At 38.8% G+C, this 20,147-nt stretch carries 14 protein-coding genes; 8 read left to right on the plus strand and 6 right to left on the minus strand.

The window, feature by feature from the left end; all coding sequences use genetic code 11:
• Positions 1–4: 4 nt before the first annotated feature.
• Positions 5–1,456: a spore germination protein GerBA gene (gene gerBA / locus NZD81_RS14175; RefSeq protein ID WP_282373711.1), complete on the minus strand. Its 1,452-nt coding sequence runs from the start codon at positions 1,454–1,456 to the stop codon at positions 5–7.
• A 264-nt stretch (positions 1,457–1,720) separates the two neighbouring features.
• On the opposite strand from gerBA, the gene manA reads away from it, so the two are divergent.
• Together manA and lytD are read left to right on the plus strand one after the other, a co-directional pair.
• A complete protein-coding gene (gene manA / locus NZD81_RS14180) occupies positions 1,721–2,671 on the plus strand; it encodes a mannose-6-phosphate isomerase, class I (RefSeq protein WP_069150441.1) in 951 nt (316 codons plus the stop codon).
• Positions 2,672–2,800: 129 nt separating this feature from the next.
• Positions 2,801–5,446 (plus strand): beta-N-acetylglucosaminidase LytD, encoded by a 2,646-nt coding sequence (lytD, locus tag NZD81_RS14185; RefSeq protein WP_282373708.1) that lies wholly within the window; start codon positions 2,801–2,803, stop codon positions 5,444–5,446.
• A 58-nt stretch (positions 5,447–5,504) separates the two neighbouring features.
• Here lytD and NZD81_RS14190 read toward each other — a convergent pair whose 3' ends face one another.
• From NZD81_RS14190 to tagA, 3 genes are all read right to left on the minus strand, one after another.
• Complete coding sequence (locus tag NZD81_RS14190) at positions 5,505–6,833, minus strand: phage baseplate protein (RefSeq protein ID WP_040081632.1); 1,329 nt, start codon at positions 6,831–6,833, stop codon at positions 5,505–5,507.
• A 119-nt stretch (positions 6,834–6,952) separates the two neighbouring features.
• Positions 6,953–8,098 (minus strand): CDP-glycerol glycerophosphotransferase family protein, encoded by a 1,146-nt coding sequence (locus NZD81_RS14195; protein ID WP_282373706.1) that lies wholly within the window; start codon positions 8,096–8,098, stop codon positions 6,953–6,955.
• A 33-nt stretch (positions 8,099–8,131) separates the two neighbouring features.
• The gene (tagA, locus tag NZD81_RS14200; RefSeq protein ID WP_282373705.1) at positions 8,132–8,902 is read right to left on the minus strand and encodes an N-acetylglucosaminyldiphosphoundecaprenol N-acetyl-beta-D- mannosaminyltransferase; all 771 of its coding nucleotides are present in this window, start codon (positions 8,900–8,902) and stop codon (positions 8,132–8,134) included.
• 400 nt (positions 8,903–9,302) lie between these two features.
• Here tagA and tagD point away from each other — a divergent pair, with 400 nt between their 5' ends.
• The 5 genes from tagD (at position 9,303) to tagH (ending at position 16,717) form a co-directional block, all read left to right on the plus strand.
• The gene (gene tagD / locus NZD81_RS14205) at positions 9,303–9,692 is read left to right on the plus strand and encodes a glycerol-3-phosphate cytidylyltransferase (protein ID WP_003227921.1); all 390 of its coding nucleotides are present in this window, start codon (positions 9,303–9,305) and stop codon (positions 9,690–9,692) included.
• Positions 9,693–9,852: 160 nt separating this feature from the next.
• Positions 9,853–11,871, plus strand: coding sequence for a poly(glycerol-phosphate) alpha-glucosyltransferase (tagE, locus tag NZD81_RS14210; protein WP_282373703.1), 2,019 nt, complete (start codon positions 9,853–9,855; stop codon positions 11,869–11,871).
• A 10-nt stretch (positions 11,872–11,881) separates the two neighbouring features.
• Positions 11,882–14,122 (plus strand): teichoic acid poly(glycerol phosphate) polymerase, encoded by a 2,241-nt coding sequence (tagF, locus tag NZD81_RS14215; protein ID WP_282374357.1) that lies wholly within the window; start codon positions 11,882–11,884, stop codon positions 14,120–14,122.
• Positions 14,123–14,286: 164 nt separating this feature from the next.
• Complete coding sequence (gene tagG / locus NZD81_RS14220) at positions 14,287–15,114, plus strand: teichoic acids export ABC transporter permease subunit TagG (RefSeq protein ID WP_040081639.1); 828 nt, start codon at positions 14,287–14,289, stop codon at positions 15,112–15,114.
• 19 nt (positions 15,115–15,133) lie between these two features.
• Positions 15,134–16,717: a teichoic acids export ABC transporter ATP-binding subunit TagH gene (gene tagH / locus NZD81_RS14225; RefSeq protein ID WP_282373701.1), complete on the plus strand. Its 1,584-nt coding sequence runs from the start codon at positions 15,134–15,136 to the stop codon at positions 16,715–16,717.
• A gap of 38 nt (positions 16,718–16,755) precedes the next feature.
• On the opposite strand, the gene galU is transcribed toward tagH, so the two are convergent.
• A complete protein-coding gene (gene galU / locus NZD81_RS14230) occupies positions 16,756–17,634 on the minus strand; it encodes a UTP--glucose-1-phosphate uridylyltransferase GalU (protein ID WP_040081646.1) in 879 nt (292 codons plus the stop codon).
• Between the two features lie 246 nt (positions 17,635–17,880).
• On the opposite strand from galU, the gene wecB reads away from it, so the two are divergent.
• Complete coding sequence (wecB, locus tag NZD81_RS14235; RefSeq protein ID WP_172640945.1) at positions 17,881–19,023, plus strand: non-hydrolyzing UDP-N-acetylglucosamine 2-epimerase; 1,143 nt, start codon at positions 17,881–17,883, stop codon at positions 19,021–19,023.
• Between the two features lie 40 nt (positions 19,024–19,063).
• On the opposite strand, the gene tagU is transcribed toward wecB, so the two are convergent.
• Complete coding sequence (gene tagU, locus NZD81_RS14240; protein ID WP_040081649.1) at positions 19,064–19,984, minus strand: polyisoprenyl-teichoic acid--peptidoglycan teichoic acid transferase TagU; 921 nt, start codon at positions 19,982–19,984, stop codon at positions 19,064–19,066.
• Positions 19,985–20,147 lie beyond the last annotated feature (163 nt).

A 20,147-nucleotide genomic window follows, 5' to 3' on the forward strand; every position in this document is an offset into this window, starting at 1 on the left:
GCCATCACCTTTGTCTGTTGTTATCTTCGGGATCGTTTCGTGTCGGTCTTCTTTTTAAAAACATTGTGGGAATACGGATGACTGTGTCTTTCAAATCCTGTCCAGGCTGCGCCATGATCGGGATAATGTAATCCTCGCCAAAGCTTTTCAGGCGCATTAAGTGACCGATTACAAACAGAAAGACCATAATGACACCATACGCACCAAGTACTGCTGCGCTTATCATTGCTGCTATGCGTATCAGCCGCAACGGAAAGTTATAAGCGTATGAAGGAACGGTAAAGGATGCCAGTGCAGTGACAGAAACGACAATGACCATAAGCGCACTGACGATTTGCGCCTGAACAGCTGCCTGCCCAATGACAACGCCGCCGATAAGGCCGATCGTCTGTCCAATCGGTTTAGGAAGCCTTAATCCGGCTTCTCGAATCAATTCGATCGTAAAGATCATGATAAAGGCCTCTACAAAAGGCGGGAACGGTACGTTTAGCCTGCTGCCTGCAATGGAAATGGCCATTCTAGTCGGCAATAGCCCGGTGTGAAAAGAAACGAGAGAAATATACAGACCCGGCAAATAAATGGTGATCAGGATGCTGGAATAACGGAGAAGTCGTACAAGTGACATTGGAATCCAGCGCTGGCTGTAATCATCGGGAGAATGAATAAATTCGTCTACCGTAGCCGGTACAATCAAAGCAAACGGCGTACCATCCACTAATATGGACACTCGTCCTTCTAACAGTGCAGCCTCTACACGATCTGGCCGTTCTGTGCTTAAAATCGTAGGGAAAATTGAAAAAGGTTCATCTTCAATCAGCTGTTCAAGCGTCCCCGATTCTGGCAAATCATCTATATTGACTGATTTCAGCCTTTTAAACACTTCCTTGATGACATAATCTGGGGCGATATCCTGAATATAAGCGACAGCGACTTTCTTTTTCGTCCTTTTTCCGAGAGTCATTTCCTTGATGATAAGGTTAGGGTCACTCGTCCTTTCCCGCAAAAGCGCCGTGTTTGTCCGCAGGTTTTCAATAAACCCTACTTTAGGACCGCGTTCCACAACTTCGGAGGAGGGTTCTTCAAGAGTGCGTGTTTTAACTGACTTTGTGTCAAAAGCTAATCCTCCGCGATAGCCATCAGCTAGCAAAATGGCTTGCCCTGTAAAGACGAGCTGCTCTATTTCTTTCATTGTTGAAACAACGCTATGATGAAAGCCGAAAAAAAAGGCAGATAAGTCTTCAATCGAGCATTCCTTATGGGCTAAAGCCTCTTTTTGTAAAGGAGAAATGACATATTGCGCCAGCATTTTATTCTCTGTCAGACCGTCAATATACAGTAAACACGCCTTCCGTCTGCTATCTCCGAAAGCAAATGTATAAAACATCATATCGTCGTTTTGTCCCAATGTTTTTTTCAGTGTGTCTAAATTGTTCTGGAGATCAGAGTCGATTTGCATAGTTTCTCTCCTTCATAAACAGATTGACGGTTTTTATTAATTTGTATCAAAAAAGGAGAATTATTCTTCTCGAGGAAAAGGCTGAAACAAAGCTTCTTTTCAACGTGATATAATAGAAAGGAAGCGTTTTCTTTGAAGGGATCATGAAAAGATGATGCTTTGTACATATGTTGTCATCTGAAAAAAGCAGCTTATACGGGCGTTTGTAAGAGGGGCGCACCGGGAAAATGATGATCAGTTATTTACAGGGGAGGGGTACGGATCATGACGCAATCACCAATTTTTCTAACGCCTGTGTGTAAAGAAAAAATCTGGGGCGGAACCGCTTTACGAGATAGATTTGGATACGGTATTCCTTCAGAATCAACGGGGGAATGCTGGGCCATTTCCGCTCATCCAAAAGGACCGAGCACTGTTGCGAATGGCCCGTATAAAGGAAAGACATTGATCGAGCTTTGGGAAGAGCACCGTGAACTATTCGGCGGCGTAGAGGGGAACCGGTTTCCGCTTCTGACAAAGCTGCTGGATGTGAAGGAAGATACGTCAATTAAAGTTCACCCTGATGATTACTATGCCGGAGAATACGAAGAGGGAGAACTCGGCAAGACGGAATGCTGGTACATTATCGACTGTAAGGAAAACGCGGAAATCATTTACGGTCATACGGCCCGCTCAAAAACCGAACTTGTCACAATGATCAACAGTGGTGACTGGGAGGGCCTGCTGCGAAGGATCAAAATTAAACCGGGTGATTTTTATTATGTGCCAAGCGGAACGCTGCACGCATTGTGCAAGGGGGCACTAGTTTTAGAGACTCAGCAAAATTCAGATGCCACATACCGGGTGTACGATTATGACCGTCTTGATAGCAACGGGAATCCGAGAGAGCTTCATTTTGCCAAAGCGGTCAATGCCGCTACAGTTCCCCATGTGGATGGGTATATAGATGAATCGACCGAATCAAGAAAAGGAATAACCATTAAAACGTTTGTTCAAGGGGAATATTTTTCGGTATATAAATGGGACATCAATGGCGAAGCTGAAATGGCTCAGGATGAATCCTTTCTGATTTGCAGCGTGACAGAAGGAAGCGGTTTGCTGATGTATGAGGGCGAAACATGTCCGCTCAAAAAAGGCGATCACTTTATTTTGCCGGCTCAAATGCCCGATTTTACGATGAAAGGAACTTGTACGCTTATCGTATCTCATATTTAAACTTAATCTCACTTCGAGATTAAGTTTTTTTTATTAGAAAATGGAAGTGATTCACCTATAAATGAAGCATGCGCGTGCCGATAAATAAACTAGTTTTATATACTCATAGAATAAGAAAGAGGAGAAGGAATGAAAAAGAGATTAATCGCACCTATGCTTCTATCCGCCGCGTCCCTTGCCTTTTTTGCCATGTCTGGTTCCGCCCAGGCCGCCGCGTATACCGACTACTCCATATATAAGGTAGAGCCGTCGAATACGTTCAGTACAGAAAGCCAAGCCTCACAAGCTGTCGCCAAACTGGAAAAAGATACTGGCTGGGATGCATCCTATCAGGCTTCAGGCACAACAACGACCTACCAAATTTCCGCCTCAGGCATTCATAGTGACTCAGAAGCGAAAGCAATACTGAGCGGACTCACCAAACAGACATCGATTACCGGAACGTCAAGTCCTGTCGGAAGCAAACAGCCATATGTCACCATCTCGTCAGGTGCCATTTCCGGAGAAAAACAGGCCAACACAATCCTGGCAAAGCTGAAGCAGGAGACGGGAGTAGCTGGCGCTGTAAAAGCGTACGGAGCACCTCAGCCCTATATGAATGTCATGACATCAGACATTGCTGATGAGACAAAAGTCAAGGCGCTTATCCAGAGCCTGGCTAAGCAAACGGGGATTAAAAGCTCGTATCAGCCCATCACACACTCGGTGTCTGTCACAACCATCCAGTCAGGCACAATCGTCGGAGACAGCAGAGCAGCGCAGATCAAAAGCGCCTTTCAAAAGGAATCGGGGCTGCAGGCATCATTAAAGGAAACGGTGAAAGGACAAGCCTATTATACGTTTACAACTGCCGCCATTTCAGGTGAAGCGAATGCCAAAACTCTATTGCAGCAGCTGAAACAAAGCACTGGCATCACAGGCAGCTACAAGTCAATCAATCAAAAAACAACCGTTGAGTCATACAATGTCCAATCAGCTTATTTCAAAGGCCTGAATACAGTAAAGGACGCCATCAGCCAGATCAAGAAAAACACCGGCTTATCAGGCAGTTACCAACAGGTTGGAAAAAGCACATCATATACCGTGAATATGAAGGGGATAACAAAACAGCAGCTCCAAAAAGTAGATACTTTCTTTAAAAAGAAAAAATGGCATTATACGTCATCCAGCGTCAAAAAAACAACAACGTCTGCGGCTTACCAAATCACGACAGCAAAAATGTTAGGCGAGCAGCAAGCAAACAAAGCAGCAGCCTTCTTTGCTCAGAAAAAAGTAAAAGCCACAAAAACAACAGCTGGAACTACAGCAGAAAATCAATATCAGCTCATCTCAGAAGAAACATCAGACCAATCAAAAGTCACAAAGGGATTGAACTTATTAAAGAAAAATCAGCTGAGTGCTTCTGCGAAATCAGTCAAAAAACAAATAGCTGACACATTCAAGATCACAACTGAATCTCTGCTTGATCAAACGAAAGTCAATCAGGCACTCACGTTTTTCAACAAGTCGAATCATATATCAGCAGCAAGCCAGAAAACCGGCCAGTCGGCAGCAAGCAGCTATCGAATCACAACTGAAGCCATCATCAGCCAAGAAGACATTGACCGCGTTTTAGCATTTTTTAAACAAAACAATACCTCCGGCACAACGGCAAAAACAAGTGAAACGGCATATACACAATACAAAATCGTGACAGCCCAGCTCAGCAGCAAAACTGCATTGAACAATGGGTTAACCTATCTTAAATCGCAAGGTTTAACTCCGAGCTACACAACGAAAAGCAATACACTTTATAAAATCAGCGTAAACGAACAGTTCACAGGCAATGATACAGCTGCTGCAGCATCATCCAAGCTAAAACAATTATACGGATGGGCATCATCTATCGTGAAAGTCAAAAACGGTCCGCAAATCATGAAAACAAATTACAATCTCTCGCTTCGTGATATGGTCCAAAAACAAATGACAGTAAGTCCGCAAACAGACGGGGCGGCTTACGTATCGCTCACGTACATTAATACAGCAACATCAACCGTTACGGCTGATGCACTAAATATCCGGTCAACGCCGGAAGTCAGCCCGACGAACGTGATCGGCCAATTTAAAAAAGGCGATAAGGTAAAAATCATCGGCCAGACAAACGGCTGGGCCAAAATTAATTTAGGCTGGCGAAACGCAAGCAGTGATGAAGTGGTTCAATACGTGGACCCGAATAACTTTTCCAGAGACAGCAAATACTACTTCCAATTTCTCAAGCTATCACAGACGGCCGGATTAAACGCTACTGAAGTCAATCAGAAAGTGCTTGCGGGTAAAGGCATCCTGACAGGGAAAGCAAAAGCATTTATCGATGCCGCCAATAAATACGGCATCAACGAGCTGTACTTAATCTCACACGCTCTCCTTGAAACAGGCAATGGAACATCTGATTTAGCCAATGGGTTAACCTATAACGGAAAAACCGTATATAACATGTACGGAATTGGCGCTTACGACAGCAACCCAAATTACTACGGCGCTAAATACGCGTACGAGCAAGGCTGGTTCACACCAGAAGCGGCCATTATCGGCGGAGCCAAATTCATAGGCTCATCGTATATTCACAACACAGCATACAATCAGGACACACTGTACAAAATGAGATGGTCAGCTACAGCGACACACCAATACGCAACAGACATCGGCTGGGCGTACAAACAAGTAAACCGCATGTACAGCCTGTACTCATTGCTGGACGGTTACACACTTTACTTTGATGTTCCGGAATATCAATAAAAACTAAGAAAGTTGCAAATAGGCTGTAGCTATTTAATAGCTACAGCCTATTTGTTCATCACACCTCAATCTTGTCCGCAACAATCATAAAAGTACTCATTCTTGAAGCATTTGAGATGGCTGCATCATCAGGTCTAATTTTTGTGCTCCCTTTCATAAAACCTATTTCAAGTACATTTGATTTTTCTCCGCCGGCAAAATACCAGGACCCCATTCGGATATCCTTTTGTTTTAAGCGGAAATCTCCTTCTATCGATTGATGCAGTAAACTAATATAGCGTTCATTTAATGTGACTTGCAAGTTGCCATCAGCATTGATAGTAATATTTCGGACTAAATTTGATGTGTAAGATGGTAAATAACCTGAAGTCGGAACCATCCATTTTTTGTTTTGAGCATTATATTCTAAAATGAAGGTTTGAATAAATGGTTGAAATCTTTCAGGAGGTGTATCTTGGTGCCCCACCGTTTTTAATAAAGGGGACCGAAGCATAGGCACATGATTCATAAAGTTTTCATAAGAATGATACGCATAAATTCTGCTTATACGATTTCCTTCTTTTCCACTTGTAATTCCTACCATTAATGATTTTGCCCCGGTTTCAGGATTGGTGTACATACAGATCCCTTCCGGTTCCCGGAAGTTATTCTCATATCTAGTGGACAAGTCTTTGCCAACAGTAATTTCTTTTTGCAGCACTATTTTATTATCGGAATCAAATACAGTTATGAGATTCGGATAGCTTTTGCTGTTTGTATCTCCTGTATACCAATATAAATAACCGTCATCTAAAAAGAAACCTTGTAAATAATGAAGTTCGTCAGGAATGTTAATAGTATAAAGAGGATTGTTTTTATTTGCTATTGCATCGTCCAGATTAAAGATTGTCACCCACTGTTTATTATTATTATTTTTTGTATCGTATTGTCTAATTGCCAACTGTCTATTCTTCATATCAAGAGCAGGTGTAACCCTATGATCGAAAGGCATATTCGAGAATCGCTGAAGTTCTTTAGAATTTTCATCTAAAGTCGCGCCTGCTTTATATGGAAAACAAACTAATTCACTTTTATCTGTTTCGTTTGGTTTATCGTATAGTGACCAAATATAAATGGTGCCATTACGGTTTTCAATTCCTATATTTGTACCATGACCTCCATGTTTCAACAGCATGCTGTCTAATTGTAATCCTTCAAGAGATAGACGAGTTATGCGATAGCTTTGGGTATTGTCTTTTCCTAATCCGCTTGCGACTTGGGTTGTATAAATTTGGTGGTTTTTCTCATCAAAATTGAATGATTGAAGTACGGTTTTGTCTGCTACACGAAGTTCAGTAAATAATTTTGGTGTGATGTTGGTGAAATCAAACAGTTCTTTTTTTCTCATGAATTTACCACCTCTATAATTATTTGCTGCCATAAGCAACTAAATACATTAAACCAAACACACGTTCGCTAGTCAAGAGAAAAAAGAACACTTGTTCTGTATTGGACAAGTGTCAGGATTTAGCTCATTAAATTTTCGACGAACAGCAATAAGTTTCCACTTGAGTTTCCTTTAGAATACTTATTCCATCTATCGGAAAAATTTTTTATTTTGGAATAATTAAATGGTGTTTGTATTTCATTTATTAATGTTTCCCTGTCACAGCAGGCCTTTCCAGGTATTAAGGAAAGATAATGATCAACCAATCCCCGCTTCTCTTGATAAAGTTTTAAATCATAAGTATAAAAAAGAATGGGTTTATTTAAAATCGAAAATTCAAATGGAATGGAAGAATAGTCAGTAATTAATATGTCTGCAGCCATGAGCAGATCAAACAAGGCATAATTAGAAACATCTTTAATATAATCACTAGAATATTTAATAGTTATATTGTTTTGAATGGCGGGATGCAACTTAACAAATAAAACATATTCTTCTTTTAACTGATGAATTAATTGTTTTTCTGTAAAGGGCAATTGAATTGATTGCATATCATAGTCCCTAAACGTCGGTGCATATAGGATTATCTTCTTTCTTTGTTTGTTTAGAGTAGCCGAATTATTCTTCTTGTTTTCTTTGTAATAAGGATCTGTTAAAGGCATACCTATTTTTAAAATTTGATGATCTTTTACACCGAAAGATTTCTTAAAGATATCTGCCATTTCTTCAGATCCAACAGTTAAATAATCATACGAATTATATACTTTTTTGAATCTTTTAATATCACCTTTTGTCCGTTGCAGATTTGTAATGTCTTCCAAACCAAATTTTTTGAGTGAGCCATTTGCGTGCCATACCTGAATGCATTTTGTTTGCTTCCGCTTATTTAACACACTTGTTAATAGAAAGTAATTATCTGTTATAACTACTTTACTGTTAAACATTAGGTATACAGCTTTAATGAGATGGAAAGGGTTTTTTTCTTGTAATAAATACGCATCTACATTAGGGAAGCTCTCGGCAATAGACGAGGCCTGTTGGGTATACAGGATGTTAAGTTTATATGAGTATTGCCCTTGTTCATATTCCTCCAGAATCGCTTTTGCGTTTGCTTGGAATGAGATCAGGAGGGTCACTTTGCCTTCGGGTTTCACCCATTGCAGAAAAAAGGCGATTGCCGATAAAAAATACAAGTAGCAATTCGCCAGTAATGATCTTATTTTCATTTTTATCAATCCATTTATAAAAAAGTTTTCGTTTTATATCTGTTTTGTATGATCTTTTTCAGGCTTTGGATAGAAAGTTTTTTTGTTTTTTTCTTCTTTTAAAACTGTTAAAGCATACTTAGGGATGCTTAGCATTCTTTTCCATCGCCATGGATTCAAGATTAAACGGTAGAACCATTCTAAATTTAAACGTATCATCCAGGAAGGAGCCCGTTTGACATTACCGCTAAATACATCAAAGCTTCCTCCTAGACCGATAGATACGGCTTTAGGGAACAAATGTCTGTAGTTATGAATGAATTTCTCTTGATGAGGATACCCTAAAGCTACGAATACCATATCAGGATTTGCTTTGGCGATTTGTTTTGCCACTAGGGTGCGATCTTGAACATAACCATCTGAATAACCTGCGATTTTAATGTCAGGGTATTCGGAAGAAATTTTGGATACAACACCTTTGATAACATCTTTCTTCGCACCGTACAGAAATATACGTTTTTTCTTTTTGTCAGCAATGCCAAGAAGCTCTTTAAAAACATCGTAACCTGCAATTCGGGACTGAAGCCTGTTGTTAGTCAAACGTGACATCATGACTACACCGATCCCATCAGGCAAGATGAAGTTTGAAGAAGATAGTACATCAAAGTAGTCCCGATCTTTACTAGCTGCAAATGCAATTTCAGGGTTGACTGTGGAAATGACAGCACCGATCTTTTGATCAATATAATGTTTCTCTAAGTAATTGATAAATGATGTTAAGTTACTGTTAACATAAGGAATATGGTGAATAGTCTCTGTTTGCATGTCTGGCTCCTCCTTCCTTTAAGATTCTATTTATATAGTTAAAAACCGAGAGTTTCTGAAAGCAAAATCAAGCTATCTTATATTTTAACACAAATCTTCAACAAAGGATTAACATTATCTTTACATTAAATTTAAATATGTTTCCAATTTTACAATTGAATGAACGAATGAACAACAGTCCTTGGTGCTAATGGGGTCTGAATGTAATTACATATTTTGGAATGTTTTTCTCCTTGTGAGTACTTAACCTTTTTTAGGCGGTATGCTATAATTAATGATCAGTGAAGACATACGAGAAATATGTCGATATAAGGAACACAAACAGGTTTTTTAGAATTTAATCGCTAACGTCAGTAGTGTTTTTAATAGTGTTTAACATTAGGAAGGAGAGTTTCTTTAAATGAAAAAAGTTATCACATATGGAACTTTTGATTTATTGCATTGGGGTCACATTAAATTGCTTGAGCGTGCAAAGCAGCTTGGTGATTATTTAGTTGTTGCTATTTCAACGGATGAATTCAATTTACAAAAGCAAAAAAAAGCTTATCACAGCTATGAGCACCGTAAATTAATTTTAGAAACCATTCGATATGTGGATGAAGTAATCCCTGAGAAAAACTGGGAACAAAAAAAGCAAGATATTATTGATCATAATATTGATGTTTTTGTTATGGGGGATGACTGGGAAGGTAAATTTGACTTTCTCAAGGATCAGTGTGAGGTTGTTTACCTCCCAAGAACTGAAGGCATCTCTACAACAAAGATCAAAGAGGAAATTGCTGGTTTATAATTTAGGATCCTGATATCATTGGTTCAATATCTAATTAAAGTACTTCTTATTGAAATAAGAAGTACTTTTTGATGCTTGCATTGGTTTTTGTGGCTAAAGTGTCCGGGTAGATATAAATTTCAATGATCATTTATTCTAGATGCCGAAAGGGAGTAATAAATTGTCATTACATGCGGTGAGTGAATCTAATATAAAAAAAATTCCTGACATGGATTATTATTTTATCTCTGGCGGACTGCCAAGTAATTATGGCGGTCTGACGAAATCATTATTATTGCGTTCTAAATTATTCGGAGAAGAGTGTAACCAAAACACCTTTTTCTTAACGTTTCGTTTTGATTTAGAGTTGTCTTCAAAGATTGATGAATTGTACAGCAACGGTAAGATTGATGAAAAATTCACAAAAGTTATTAATCTATTCGATGATTTTTTAAGTAAAAGAACAAATGAGAAAAGATCATATGACGAAAGGATAGGCCTTGACCAGGTGAAAAAGCAAGTAGGCATGGGGAAGTTTGCGAAAGCCATGTCAAGATTACTTGGTAAGAATAGTAATGAAATTTCTGTATCCTATTATGGAGATGGAGAGACTATCCGTTATGTCGACTATTGGAACGATAAAAACCAGCTTATAAAGAGAGAGGAATATACCAAGAACGGAAACTTAGTTCTCGTTACTCATTATGATGTGCAGCTAAACAAGATGTATCTGCAGGAATATATTAATGACAAAAATCAAGTATATTTAGACAAACTCTATGTATGGAACAATGAAGAAAAAGATGTTCAATTATCTCATATTATATGGTACTCCCTTGAAGGTGAGATAAAAGTAAAAGATGAATCGGAACTGCGTCAATATTGGATAGAATATCTGCAAAAAGAAAATGATAAACCTAAGTTGTTTTTAGTGGACAGCAGACCGCAAGACAAACATGTGTTTAAAGTGAAAAAATCACCTTCTTCCTATTATGGAGCAATTATTCATAACAAGCATTACGGCAACAATAAATATCAAATTAAAGGCCGCTATAAAGAAGTATTTAGCCAGATGTATAATTTAGACGCTATCTTTTTTATAACTGAGGAACAGCTAGAAGATTTTAAATTGATCTCAGGGGAACAAGAGACGTTTTTCTTTACTCCGCATACAATTGATAAGCCCCTTGATCCCGCTGTATTGAATGTGCCGAGTGAAAAATACAAAGCTGTAATTATTTCAAGACTTGCATCTATGAAGAATCTGATACATGCAGTAAAAGCATTTAGTCTAGTCGTGAAAGAAATTCCTGAAGCAAAACTAGATATATTTGGATCGGGTGAAGATTTCGAAAAAATAAAAAAAGAGATTGAAGATACTAAACTGCAGAATAATGTCTTTTTGAAAGGCTATACAGATAACCCTGACGCAGAGTTTCAAAAAGCTTGGCTAACCATTTCAACCTCTCACTTTGAAGGATTCGGTCTGTCAAATATGGAGGCACTGAGCAATGGGTGTCCAGTTGTAACATACGATTATGATTATGGAGCAAGGAGTTTAGTGACTGACGGAGTAAATGGGTATGTCATTGAACAGTATAATATAGAGAAATTGGGTCAAGCTATTATTTCTTTGATGAAAGACGAAAGTACTCATCAGAAATTTTCAGAACAAGCCTTTAAAATGGCTGAAAAATATTCAAGACCCAACTATATTGAAAATTGGGCTTTCGCTCTTAATCAGATGATTGAAGTGCGTGTAGAGAGAGAGAAGTTCTCTAAAAAGGTTGGAAAAAAAGATCCTTCTATTAGTTCCTATACTGAGGATTTTGATAAAACTAAAATAGAAATTGACATTGAGAACTTTGATCATGATGATATTAAAAAAATAAGTTTAGTGGGCTTGGACAGAAAGAATAAGGCCGAAATTATTTCAACAAACTTACAAAATGATCAACTGTTTGCAATTGATCTGGAAAAAGATGTGGATATCGAAAAGATAGCGGCTAATAAAACCAAAGTCATTGATTTTTATATTCTTTTCAATGCAAATAACCATATTAAAACAATGCGAAGACTTTCGAGTGAAGAAACAGAGTTGTCAGGAAACAGTATAGACACGAATGGCTATAGAGTAGAGTCCTATACAACAGTAAAAGGCAATTTCTCTTGGAGGGTCACAGAAATAAAAGAGAGTTAATATTTTGGGTATGTCCTTAGTAGTTGATACTAATAAAAGGAAGCAAAAAGGAAAGAGCTTTTATACAGAGGAGCAGAAAAAAGTAATGATTGAAAACACTGTGATTAAATGTATTTTGAAAAGCTTGAAAAACAATTTAGGAAATCTTGAATTGTTGATCTCAATTGATTCAGAACACCAATTTTTAGAAGATCACCAGTTATTTTTAAAGTTGAAAGAGAGACGTTCAGGAACAGAATCTGAATTTCCACTTCAAAACACTGGCTCATTAGAGTATAAAGCTGAGGTAAATGCTCATGTTTTGCCAATGCCTGTTGAAATGGGACAAACATATGATTTTTATGTTGAATTTCGACAAAAACATGAAGATGCGGAGCAGGAACCACTCTTGAAGCGTCTTACTACTGAAGTAGAGTCAATTGAGCGCGCCTTTCATGTCGATCAAACCACAGAACTTTTGATTTTACCTTATACAACTGATAAAGGCAACTTTTCTATTAAGGTGAAGAGAGAGGCCAAAATCATCAGATTTGATCAAATCGAGATTAGCTCTAAAGAAATAAGCATAACAGGTTATGCGGGCTACCTGAGTTCTGAAAATCAATACCGGATAAAAAACTTGAACCTTATTTTAAAAAAGGGTGGAGAAACACCGATTGAGGAAAAGTTTCCAATCGAGCTAGAAAGAAAAAAACATGGGCTTGAAGATATGAGAGCAGACGGTTTTGTCCCGGAACTGTATGATTTTGAAGTGAAAGTGCCTTTAAAAGAAATTCCTTTCTCAAATGAAAAACGTTATGTTTATCGTCTTTTTATGGAATATATTTGCATTGACGAAGAAGGAACGGATATTCAGTTTAACAGCACTGCTCTTGTTCTAGGAAATCGAAAAAACAAATTAAAAGGACTAGTAAGTGTTATAAAAACAAACAACGCACCAGTTCGTTACGAGGTCTTTAAGAAAAAGAAAAAGCAGACTCTAGGTATCAGAGTAAACGACTACAGTCTTAAGACAAGGATTAAATACTTTGTTAAAGGAAAGAAGAAGAGATTAGTATCAAAAATAAAAAAGATCACGAAATTGAGAAACAAGATTATCACTAAAACATACAAATCACTATTCGTGATGGCTAGCAGAATGCCAGTTAAAAGGAAAACAGTCATTTTTGAAAGTTTTAATGGGAAACAATACAGTTGTAACCCGAGAGCGATTTACGAATATATGCGGGAAAACCACCCTGAATATAAAATGTATTGGAGTGTAAACAAACAATATTCAGCGCCATTTGACGAAAAGGGAATTCCTTATATTAATCGCCTCTCATTAAAATGGCTCTTCGCTATGGCAAGAGCTGAGTATTGGGTTGTTAACAGCAGGCTTCCATTATGGATTCCGAAACCTAGTCATACAACATATTTACAAACATGGCATGGCACACCTTTAAAAAGATTGGCAATGGATATGGAAGAAGTCCATATGCCTGGTACAAACACCAAAAAATATAAAAGGAATTTTATCAAGGAAGCTTCTAATTGGGATTATTTGATTTCGCCAAATGGTTATTCAACTGAGATCTTTACACGGGCATTCCAGTTTAACAAAACAATGATTGAATCTGGATACCCTAGAAATGATTTTCTTCATAATGATAATAATGAAGAAACAATATCATTGATAAAGAGTAGATTAAATATACCTCGTGATAAAAAGGTCATTTTATATGCTCCTACATGGAGAGATGATCAGTTCTATGCAAAAGGGCGTTATAAGTTCGATCTTGATTTAGATTTGCATCAACTTAGACAAGAGCTTGGAAATGATTATATCGTAATCTTAAGAATGCATTATCTGGTAGCTGAGAATTTTGATTTAGGTCCTTTTGAAGGATTTGCATATGATTTTTCTGCTTATGAGGATATTCGAGAATTGTATATGGTTTCTGATTTGCTGATTACTGATTATTCTTCTGTATTCTTTGATTTTGCAAATTTAAAACGGCCAATGCTTTTCTTTGTCCCTGATATCGAAACCTACCGGGATAAGTTGCGTGGCTTCTACTTTGATTTTGAAAAAGAAGCTCCTGGTCCATTGGTAAAAACTACTGAAGAAACGATTGAGGCTATTAAGCAAATCTCATCGCCTAATTATAAGCTTCCGGTTTCTTTTGATCCCTTTTATGAGAAATTCTGCTATTTAGAGTCAGGACGTTCATCAGAAAAGGTAGTTAATACTGTATTTAAAGCTGAATAATTTGCGTTATTTTGTAAAATGTATAGCTGTCGATATTTCGGCAGCTTTTTAGATACTTGTTGAGAAGTGAAAAAAAATGCAGGATCTGTTACAATAGTCAGCGGTGCTTTCAAATTTTCAAACGAAAGATTCCCAAAAACAATTAAGTCTAAGGAAGATAAAAAATGAATGATTTGTTGCGAATACTCAGAGAGCAAATAACGTCATTTCCTTTAATTTTAAGATTGGCGGCTTATGAAACCAAGTCTAAATATCAAATGAATTATTTAGGTGTCTTATGGCAGTTCTTAAATCCGCTTATCCAAATGCTGGCCTACTGGTTCGTTTTTGGTATGGGGATTAGAAAGGGCGGTCCTGTGGCAACCGGAGCGGGCGAAGTGCCTTTTATTATTTGGATGCTGGCGGGATTAATCCCATGGTTTTTCATCAGTCCAACTATACTTGATGGCTCAAACAGTGTATTTAAGCGCATTAATATGGTGGCTAAAATGAACTTTCCGATTAGTTCTCTACCATCCGTGGCCATTGCGTCTAACTTATTTAGTTATATGATTATGATGGGGATTTATATCATTGTACTACTAGTTAATGGTGTTTTCCCGAGTGTGCATTGGTTACAATATATTTATTACTTCATCTGTATGATTGCTTTTATGTTTTCTTTTAGTTTGTTTAACTCAACGATCAGTGTGCTGATTAGGGATTATCAATTTTTGCTGCAGGCCGTAACAAGACTTTTGTTTTTCTTGTTGCCAATTTTTTGGGATGTTAATGCGAAACTCGGCCATAGCCACCCCGAATTAGTGCCTGTTCTGAAGTTGAATCCACTATTCTATATTATTGAAGGATTCCGGAACAGCTTCTTAGACGGGGCGTGGTTTTTCCATGACATGAAGTACACGCTGTACTTTTGGTTGGTCACATTCCTTTTATTGTTAGTGGGTTCTATCCTGCATATGAAATTCAGAGACAAGTTTGTTGACTTTCTTTAATACGTAAGGAGATTTTACGATGAAACTAAAAGTTTCGTTTCGAAATGTTTCAAAGCAATATCATTTGTATAAAAAACAATCGGACAAGATTAAAGGGTTGTTTTTTCCGGCTAAGGATAATGGTTTTTTTGCTGTGCGGAATGTCTCCTTTGACGTGTATGAGGGAGAGACAATCGGTTTTGTAGGGATAAATGGATCAGGGAAATCGACCATGTCTAACCTGCTGGCTAAAATTATTCCGCCGACCAGCGGTGAAATTGAAATGAACGGCCAGCCGTCGCTGATTGCGATTGCTGCCGGTTTAAATAACCAATTAACAGGCCGGGACAATGTCCGGCTTAAGTGTTTGATGATGGGGTTAACCAATAAAGAAATTGATGATATGTACGACAGCATTGTGGAATTTGCCGAAATTGGCGATTTTATTAATCAGCCGGTTAAAAACTATTCCAGCGGTATGAAGTCGCGTCTCGGTTTCGCGATTTCCGTGCATATTGACCCTGACATCTTAATTATTGACGAAGCGCTCTCCGTAGGGGACCAAACGTTTTATCAGAAGTGTGTAGACAGAATAAATGAGTTTAAGAAGCAAGGAAAAACCATTTTCTTTGTCAGCCACTCGATCGGTCAGATTGAAAAGATGTGTGACCGCGTCGCTTGGATGCACTACGGCGAGCTTCGTATGTTTGATGAAACAAAAACGGTTGTCAAAGAGTATAAAGCGTTTATTGACTGGTTTAATAAGCTCTCGAAAAAAGAAAAAGAGACATATAAAAAAGAGCAAACGGAAGAGCGGAAGAAAGAAGATCCTGAAGCGTTTGCCCGTTTCCGCCAAAAGAAGAAAAAGCCAAAATCATTGGCTAATGCGGTTCAAATTGCTATTTTGTCTATCCTGACTGTATTCATGGCAGGAACGATGTTTTTTAATGCCCCGCTTCGTACAATTGCTTCGTTTGGCGCTATCCCGCAAAATGAAGTGAAGAATCATCATGGCAATGCAAAGGGCAAGTCAGAGGAACGCTTAACCGCAGTCAATAAGCAAGGGTTTATAGCAAATGAAAAAGCCCCTGCTTATAAGGATCAAGGTTTAAAACAGAAGGCTGACGTTACACTGCCATTCGGTACAGAGGTGACGGTAGCTGCAAAAGGCAAACAAGCAGCGAAAATAAAGTTTAACGGACAGTCTTATTTTGTGAAAAAGAGCGCCGTTGCAACTAATATGAAACATGCTAAATTGCATGCCGCTGCCTTTGCGCCTTATGTCTCGCAAAATGCAGCATCTTCCTATGAATACTTTCTGAAATTCCTGGGAGACAGCAGAACCAGCATTCAATCGAAATTGAATGGATATACTGAAGGAGATACAACTGACGTCAGAAAAACGTTAGATTTTGATTATGAAAAAATCAGCTATGTACTGGAGAATGATAAGGCATCAGAGCTTATCTTCCATAACATTTCTTCTGTTACGCCGGCGTCATTGTCTTTAAGTGACAGTGATGTATTGTATGACAGCAGCAAGAATCGTTTTCTTGTGAATACAGCTGATCTTGTCTTCGCAGTTGATAATGAAGAGCATACACTGACACTGATGCCGAAATAAAAAAAGGCTATTGGATGAATGTCCAATAGCCTTTTTGTTTAGATTTCTTCTTTGTTTAGTAAACCTTCCATAAATGGAACGAGCTGCTCGCGAAGCTCTTTATCCTGCATCGCAAATTCTAGAGTTGTTGTGATAAAGCCGAGCTTTTCACCAACATCATAACGCTTGCCTTCAAAATCGTACGCAAATACTCTTTGAATTTCATTCAGTTTTTGAATGGCGTCTGTGAGCTGAATTTCTCCGCCGGCGCCAACCTGCTGCTCCTCTAAGTACATGAAAATCTCAGGCGTGAATACGTAGCGGCCTAAGATGGCAAGATTAGAGGGTGCTGTGCCTTTAGGCGGCTTCTCAACGAAGTTTTTCACCTGATAACGGCGGCCTTCACTTGTCAGCGGGTCGATAATGCCGTAGCGGTGTGTTTCTTCTTCAGGCACCTGCTGAACACCGATAATAGAAGAAAGTGTTTTTTCATATTCATCCATTAATTGGCGCAACCCTGGTGTTTCTGCTTGAACAATATCGTCTCCAAGCAGAACCGCGAACGGCTCATCGCCGATAAAGTTACGCGCGCACCAGACAGCGTGTCCGAGACCTTTAGGTTCTTTTTGGCGGATATAGTGAATGTCAGCCAGGTTAGAAGCCTTTTTCACTTTTTCAAGCAGTTCAGTTTTTCCTTTTTCTTCCAGATTTCTTTCGAGCTCAGGGGAGTAATCAAAATGATCCTCGATTGCACGCTTGCTTTTTCCTGTTACGATAATAATATCTTCAATACCGGCTTCAACAGCTTCTTCAATTATGTATTGAATGGTAGGTTTGTCAACGATAGGAAGCATTTCTTTCGGCATTGCTTTCGTAGCCGGGAGAAAACGTGTTCCTAAGCCTGCTGCTGGAATTATGGCTTTACGTACTTTTTTCATTTAAAAGGCACCTTCCTTATGATCGAAAAAATTTATGGTTAAACTATTCTCTATTTACCCTTTTCATTATGTTTTTACACATTTTTATGATATAGGATAAACCATTTTTAAACAAGCTTTATCCTTAATATTAAAAACTCATATCATTTTATTTGAATCAAGGATGAAATGATTTAAAATACTACATTTTCATGTAGAATATGTGGTATGAATTTATTTACTATAGCAGAAAATCAGGTGACAAATATGAAAAAACTAAAAGTTATGACCGTTTTCGGGACCAGGCCTGAAGCGATCAAGATGGCACCTCTAGTGCTTGAATTGAAAAAATATCCTGAAATAGATTCCTACGTAACGGTCACTGCACAGCACAGGCAAATGCTAGATCAGGTGTTAGATGCGTTTCACATCAAGCCTGACTTCGATTTGAACATTATGAAGGAGCGGCAGACACTGGCAGAGATTACGTCCAACGCACTTGTGAAATTGGATGAGCTGTTTAAAGATATCAAACCCGATATTGTGCTTGTCCATGGTGATACGACGACGACATTTGCCGGAAGCCTAGCCGCTTTTTATCATCAAATTGCTGTCGGCCATGTGGAGGCAGGGCTCCGTACAGGGAATAAGTATTCCCCATTTCCGGAAGAGCTCAATCGCCAGATGACAGGAGCGATTGCTGATTTGCATTTTGCCCCGACAGGCCAGGCGAAAGACAATTTATTAAAAGAAAATAAAAAAGCCGATTCTATTTTTGTAACGGGAAACACAGCGATTGACGCACTTCGCACAACGGTTAGGGACGGCTATTCACATCCTGTCCTCGATCAGGTGGGCGATGATAAGATGATTCTGCTGACCGCGCACCGCCGGGAAAATTTGGGTGAGCCAATGGGAAACATGTTCAAGGCCATCCGCAGAATTGTTGAGGAGTTTAACGATGTACAGGTCGTTTACCCTGTGCACCTGAATCCTGTTGTCCGGGAAGCGGCGCAGAAGCATTTTGGCGATTCGGACAGAGTGCATTTGATTGAACCGTTAGAAGTGATTGATTTCCATAACTTTGCGGCAAAATCGCATTTTATTCTGACAGATTCGGGCGGTGTGCAGGAGGAAGCGCCGTCTCTCGGAAAGCCGGTGCTTGTGCTGCGTGATACGACGGAACGGCCTGAAGGAGTGGAGGCGGGAACACTGAAACTTGCAGGGACGGACGAGGAAAACATTTATCAGCTGACAAAACAGCTGTTAACTGATCATGGTGAGTACAAGAAAATGTCCCACGCTTCTAATCCGTATGGAGATGGAGAGGCTTCCCGCCGGATTGTGGAAGAATTACTGTTTCATTACGGGTATAAGAAAGAGCATCCGGATTCATTTACAGGCAAATAAAAAAGAAGCTTTGCACATTGTGCGAAGCTTCTTTTTTGTTTTACTTTTCGAGGCTTTCCTTCAGCTCTTTTGTGATATCGGAAAGGGCGCTTTCATCAGCTTGGTAGTAGTAAATTCCATTGATTTTCGTGCCTGTGCCTTTCAGTTCGTGCTGTTTAATCTTTTTACGCGCGCCTTTGTAATCGGATTGGATATCCCACATGTCATCGAAGGTCAAGTTCGTTTTCACATTATTTTCAACGACTTTAAACATATCTCCGAATTTCGTGATGGATGAAATATTTGCGCCTTTATTAATGATTCCTTCTATGACTTGTCGCTGACGGTCCTGGCGTCCGAAATCGCCTCTCGGATCCTCTTTTCTCATCCGGGTATAAGCGAGCGCTTCTTTTCCGTTCAGCGTGATTTCTCCTTTGCCGAACGAATAACCGTCATAGCTGAACGCGAATGTGCTGTTTACTGTGACGCCGCCAAGTGTATCAACAACGTCTCTAAAGCTTTCCATGTTCACTTTTACAAAATAATCAACTGGAACATCGAGGAAGTTCTCAACCGTGTCAACCGTCATCTGCGTGCCGCCGAAAGCATATGAATGGTTGATTTTATCCATTGTGCCTTTTCCGATAATTTTTGTATACGTGTCACGCGGAATGCTGACCATGTCGGTTGTATTCGTTTTTGGGTTAACGGTCATATAAATGAGCGTATCGGCACGGCCTTTATCGCCGTCGCGTTCATCCACACCCATGATTAAGACGGAAAAAGGATCCTTTTTATTGATACTCACCTCTTTATCCCGCTTTTTCGATTTATCAATGCTTTCATGAATACTTGCCACGGTTGATGCTGCTTTATGCCATAAGTAGTATGCATAGCCGCCAGTTCCGAGTACAAGAAGTCCGATAATCGTTAAAATTGTCAGTAATAAAGTTTTTTTCTTCTTTCTGCGTTCGTTCCTCATCCTTTGCACCTCGTCTGTTAAATTATTTTCATTATGAGTTAAATTTCCAATAAATACAACTCTATTTAATACAAGAATGAAATCCTAAAATAGTCGTTTTTTATAAAAAAAAGTTTCACTGTTTCTTAATTTTTCTTTAAAATATAAAATAGGTTGACGATAA

This window comes from Bacillus sp. B.PNR1 (assembly GCF_030386235.1).
In the GTDB taxonomy this organism is placed as follows: Bacteria; Bacillota; Bacilli; order Bacillales; family Bacillaceae; genus Bacillus; species Bacillus stercoris.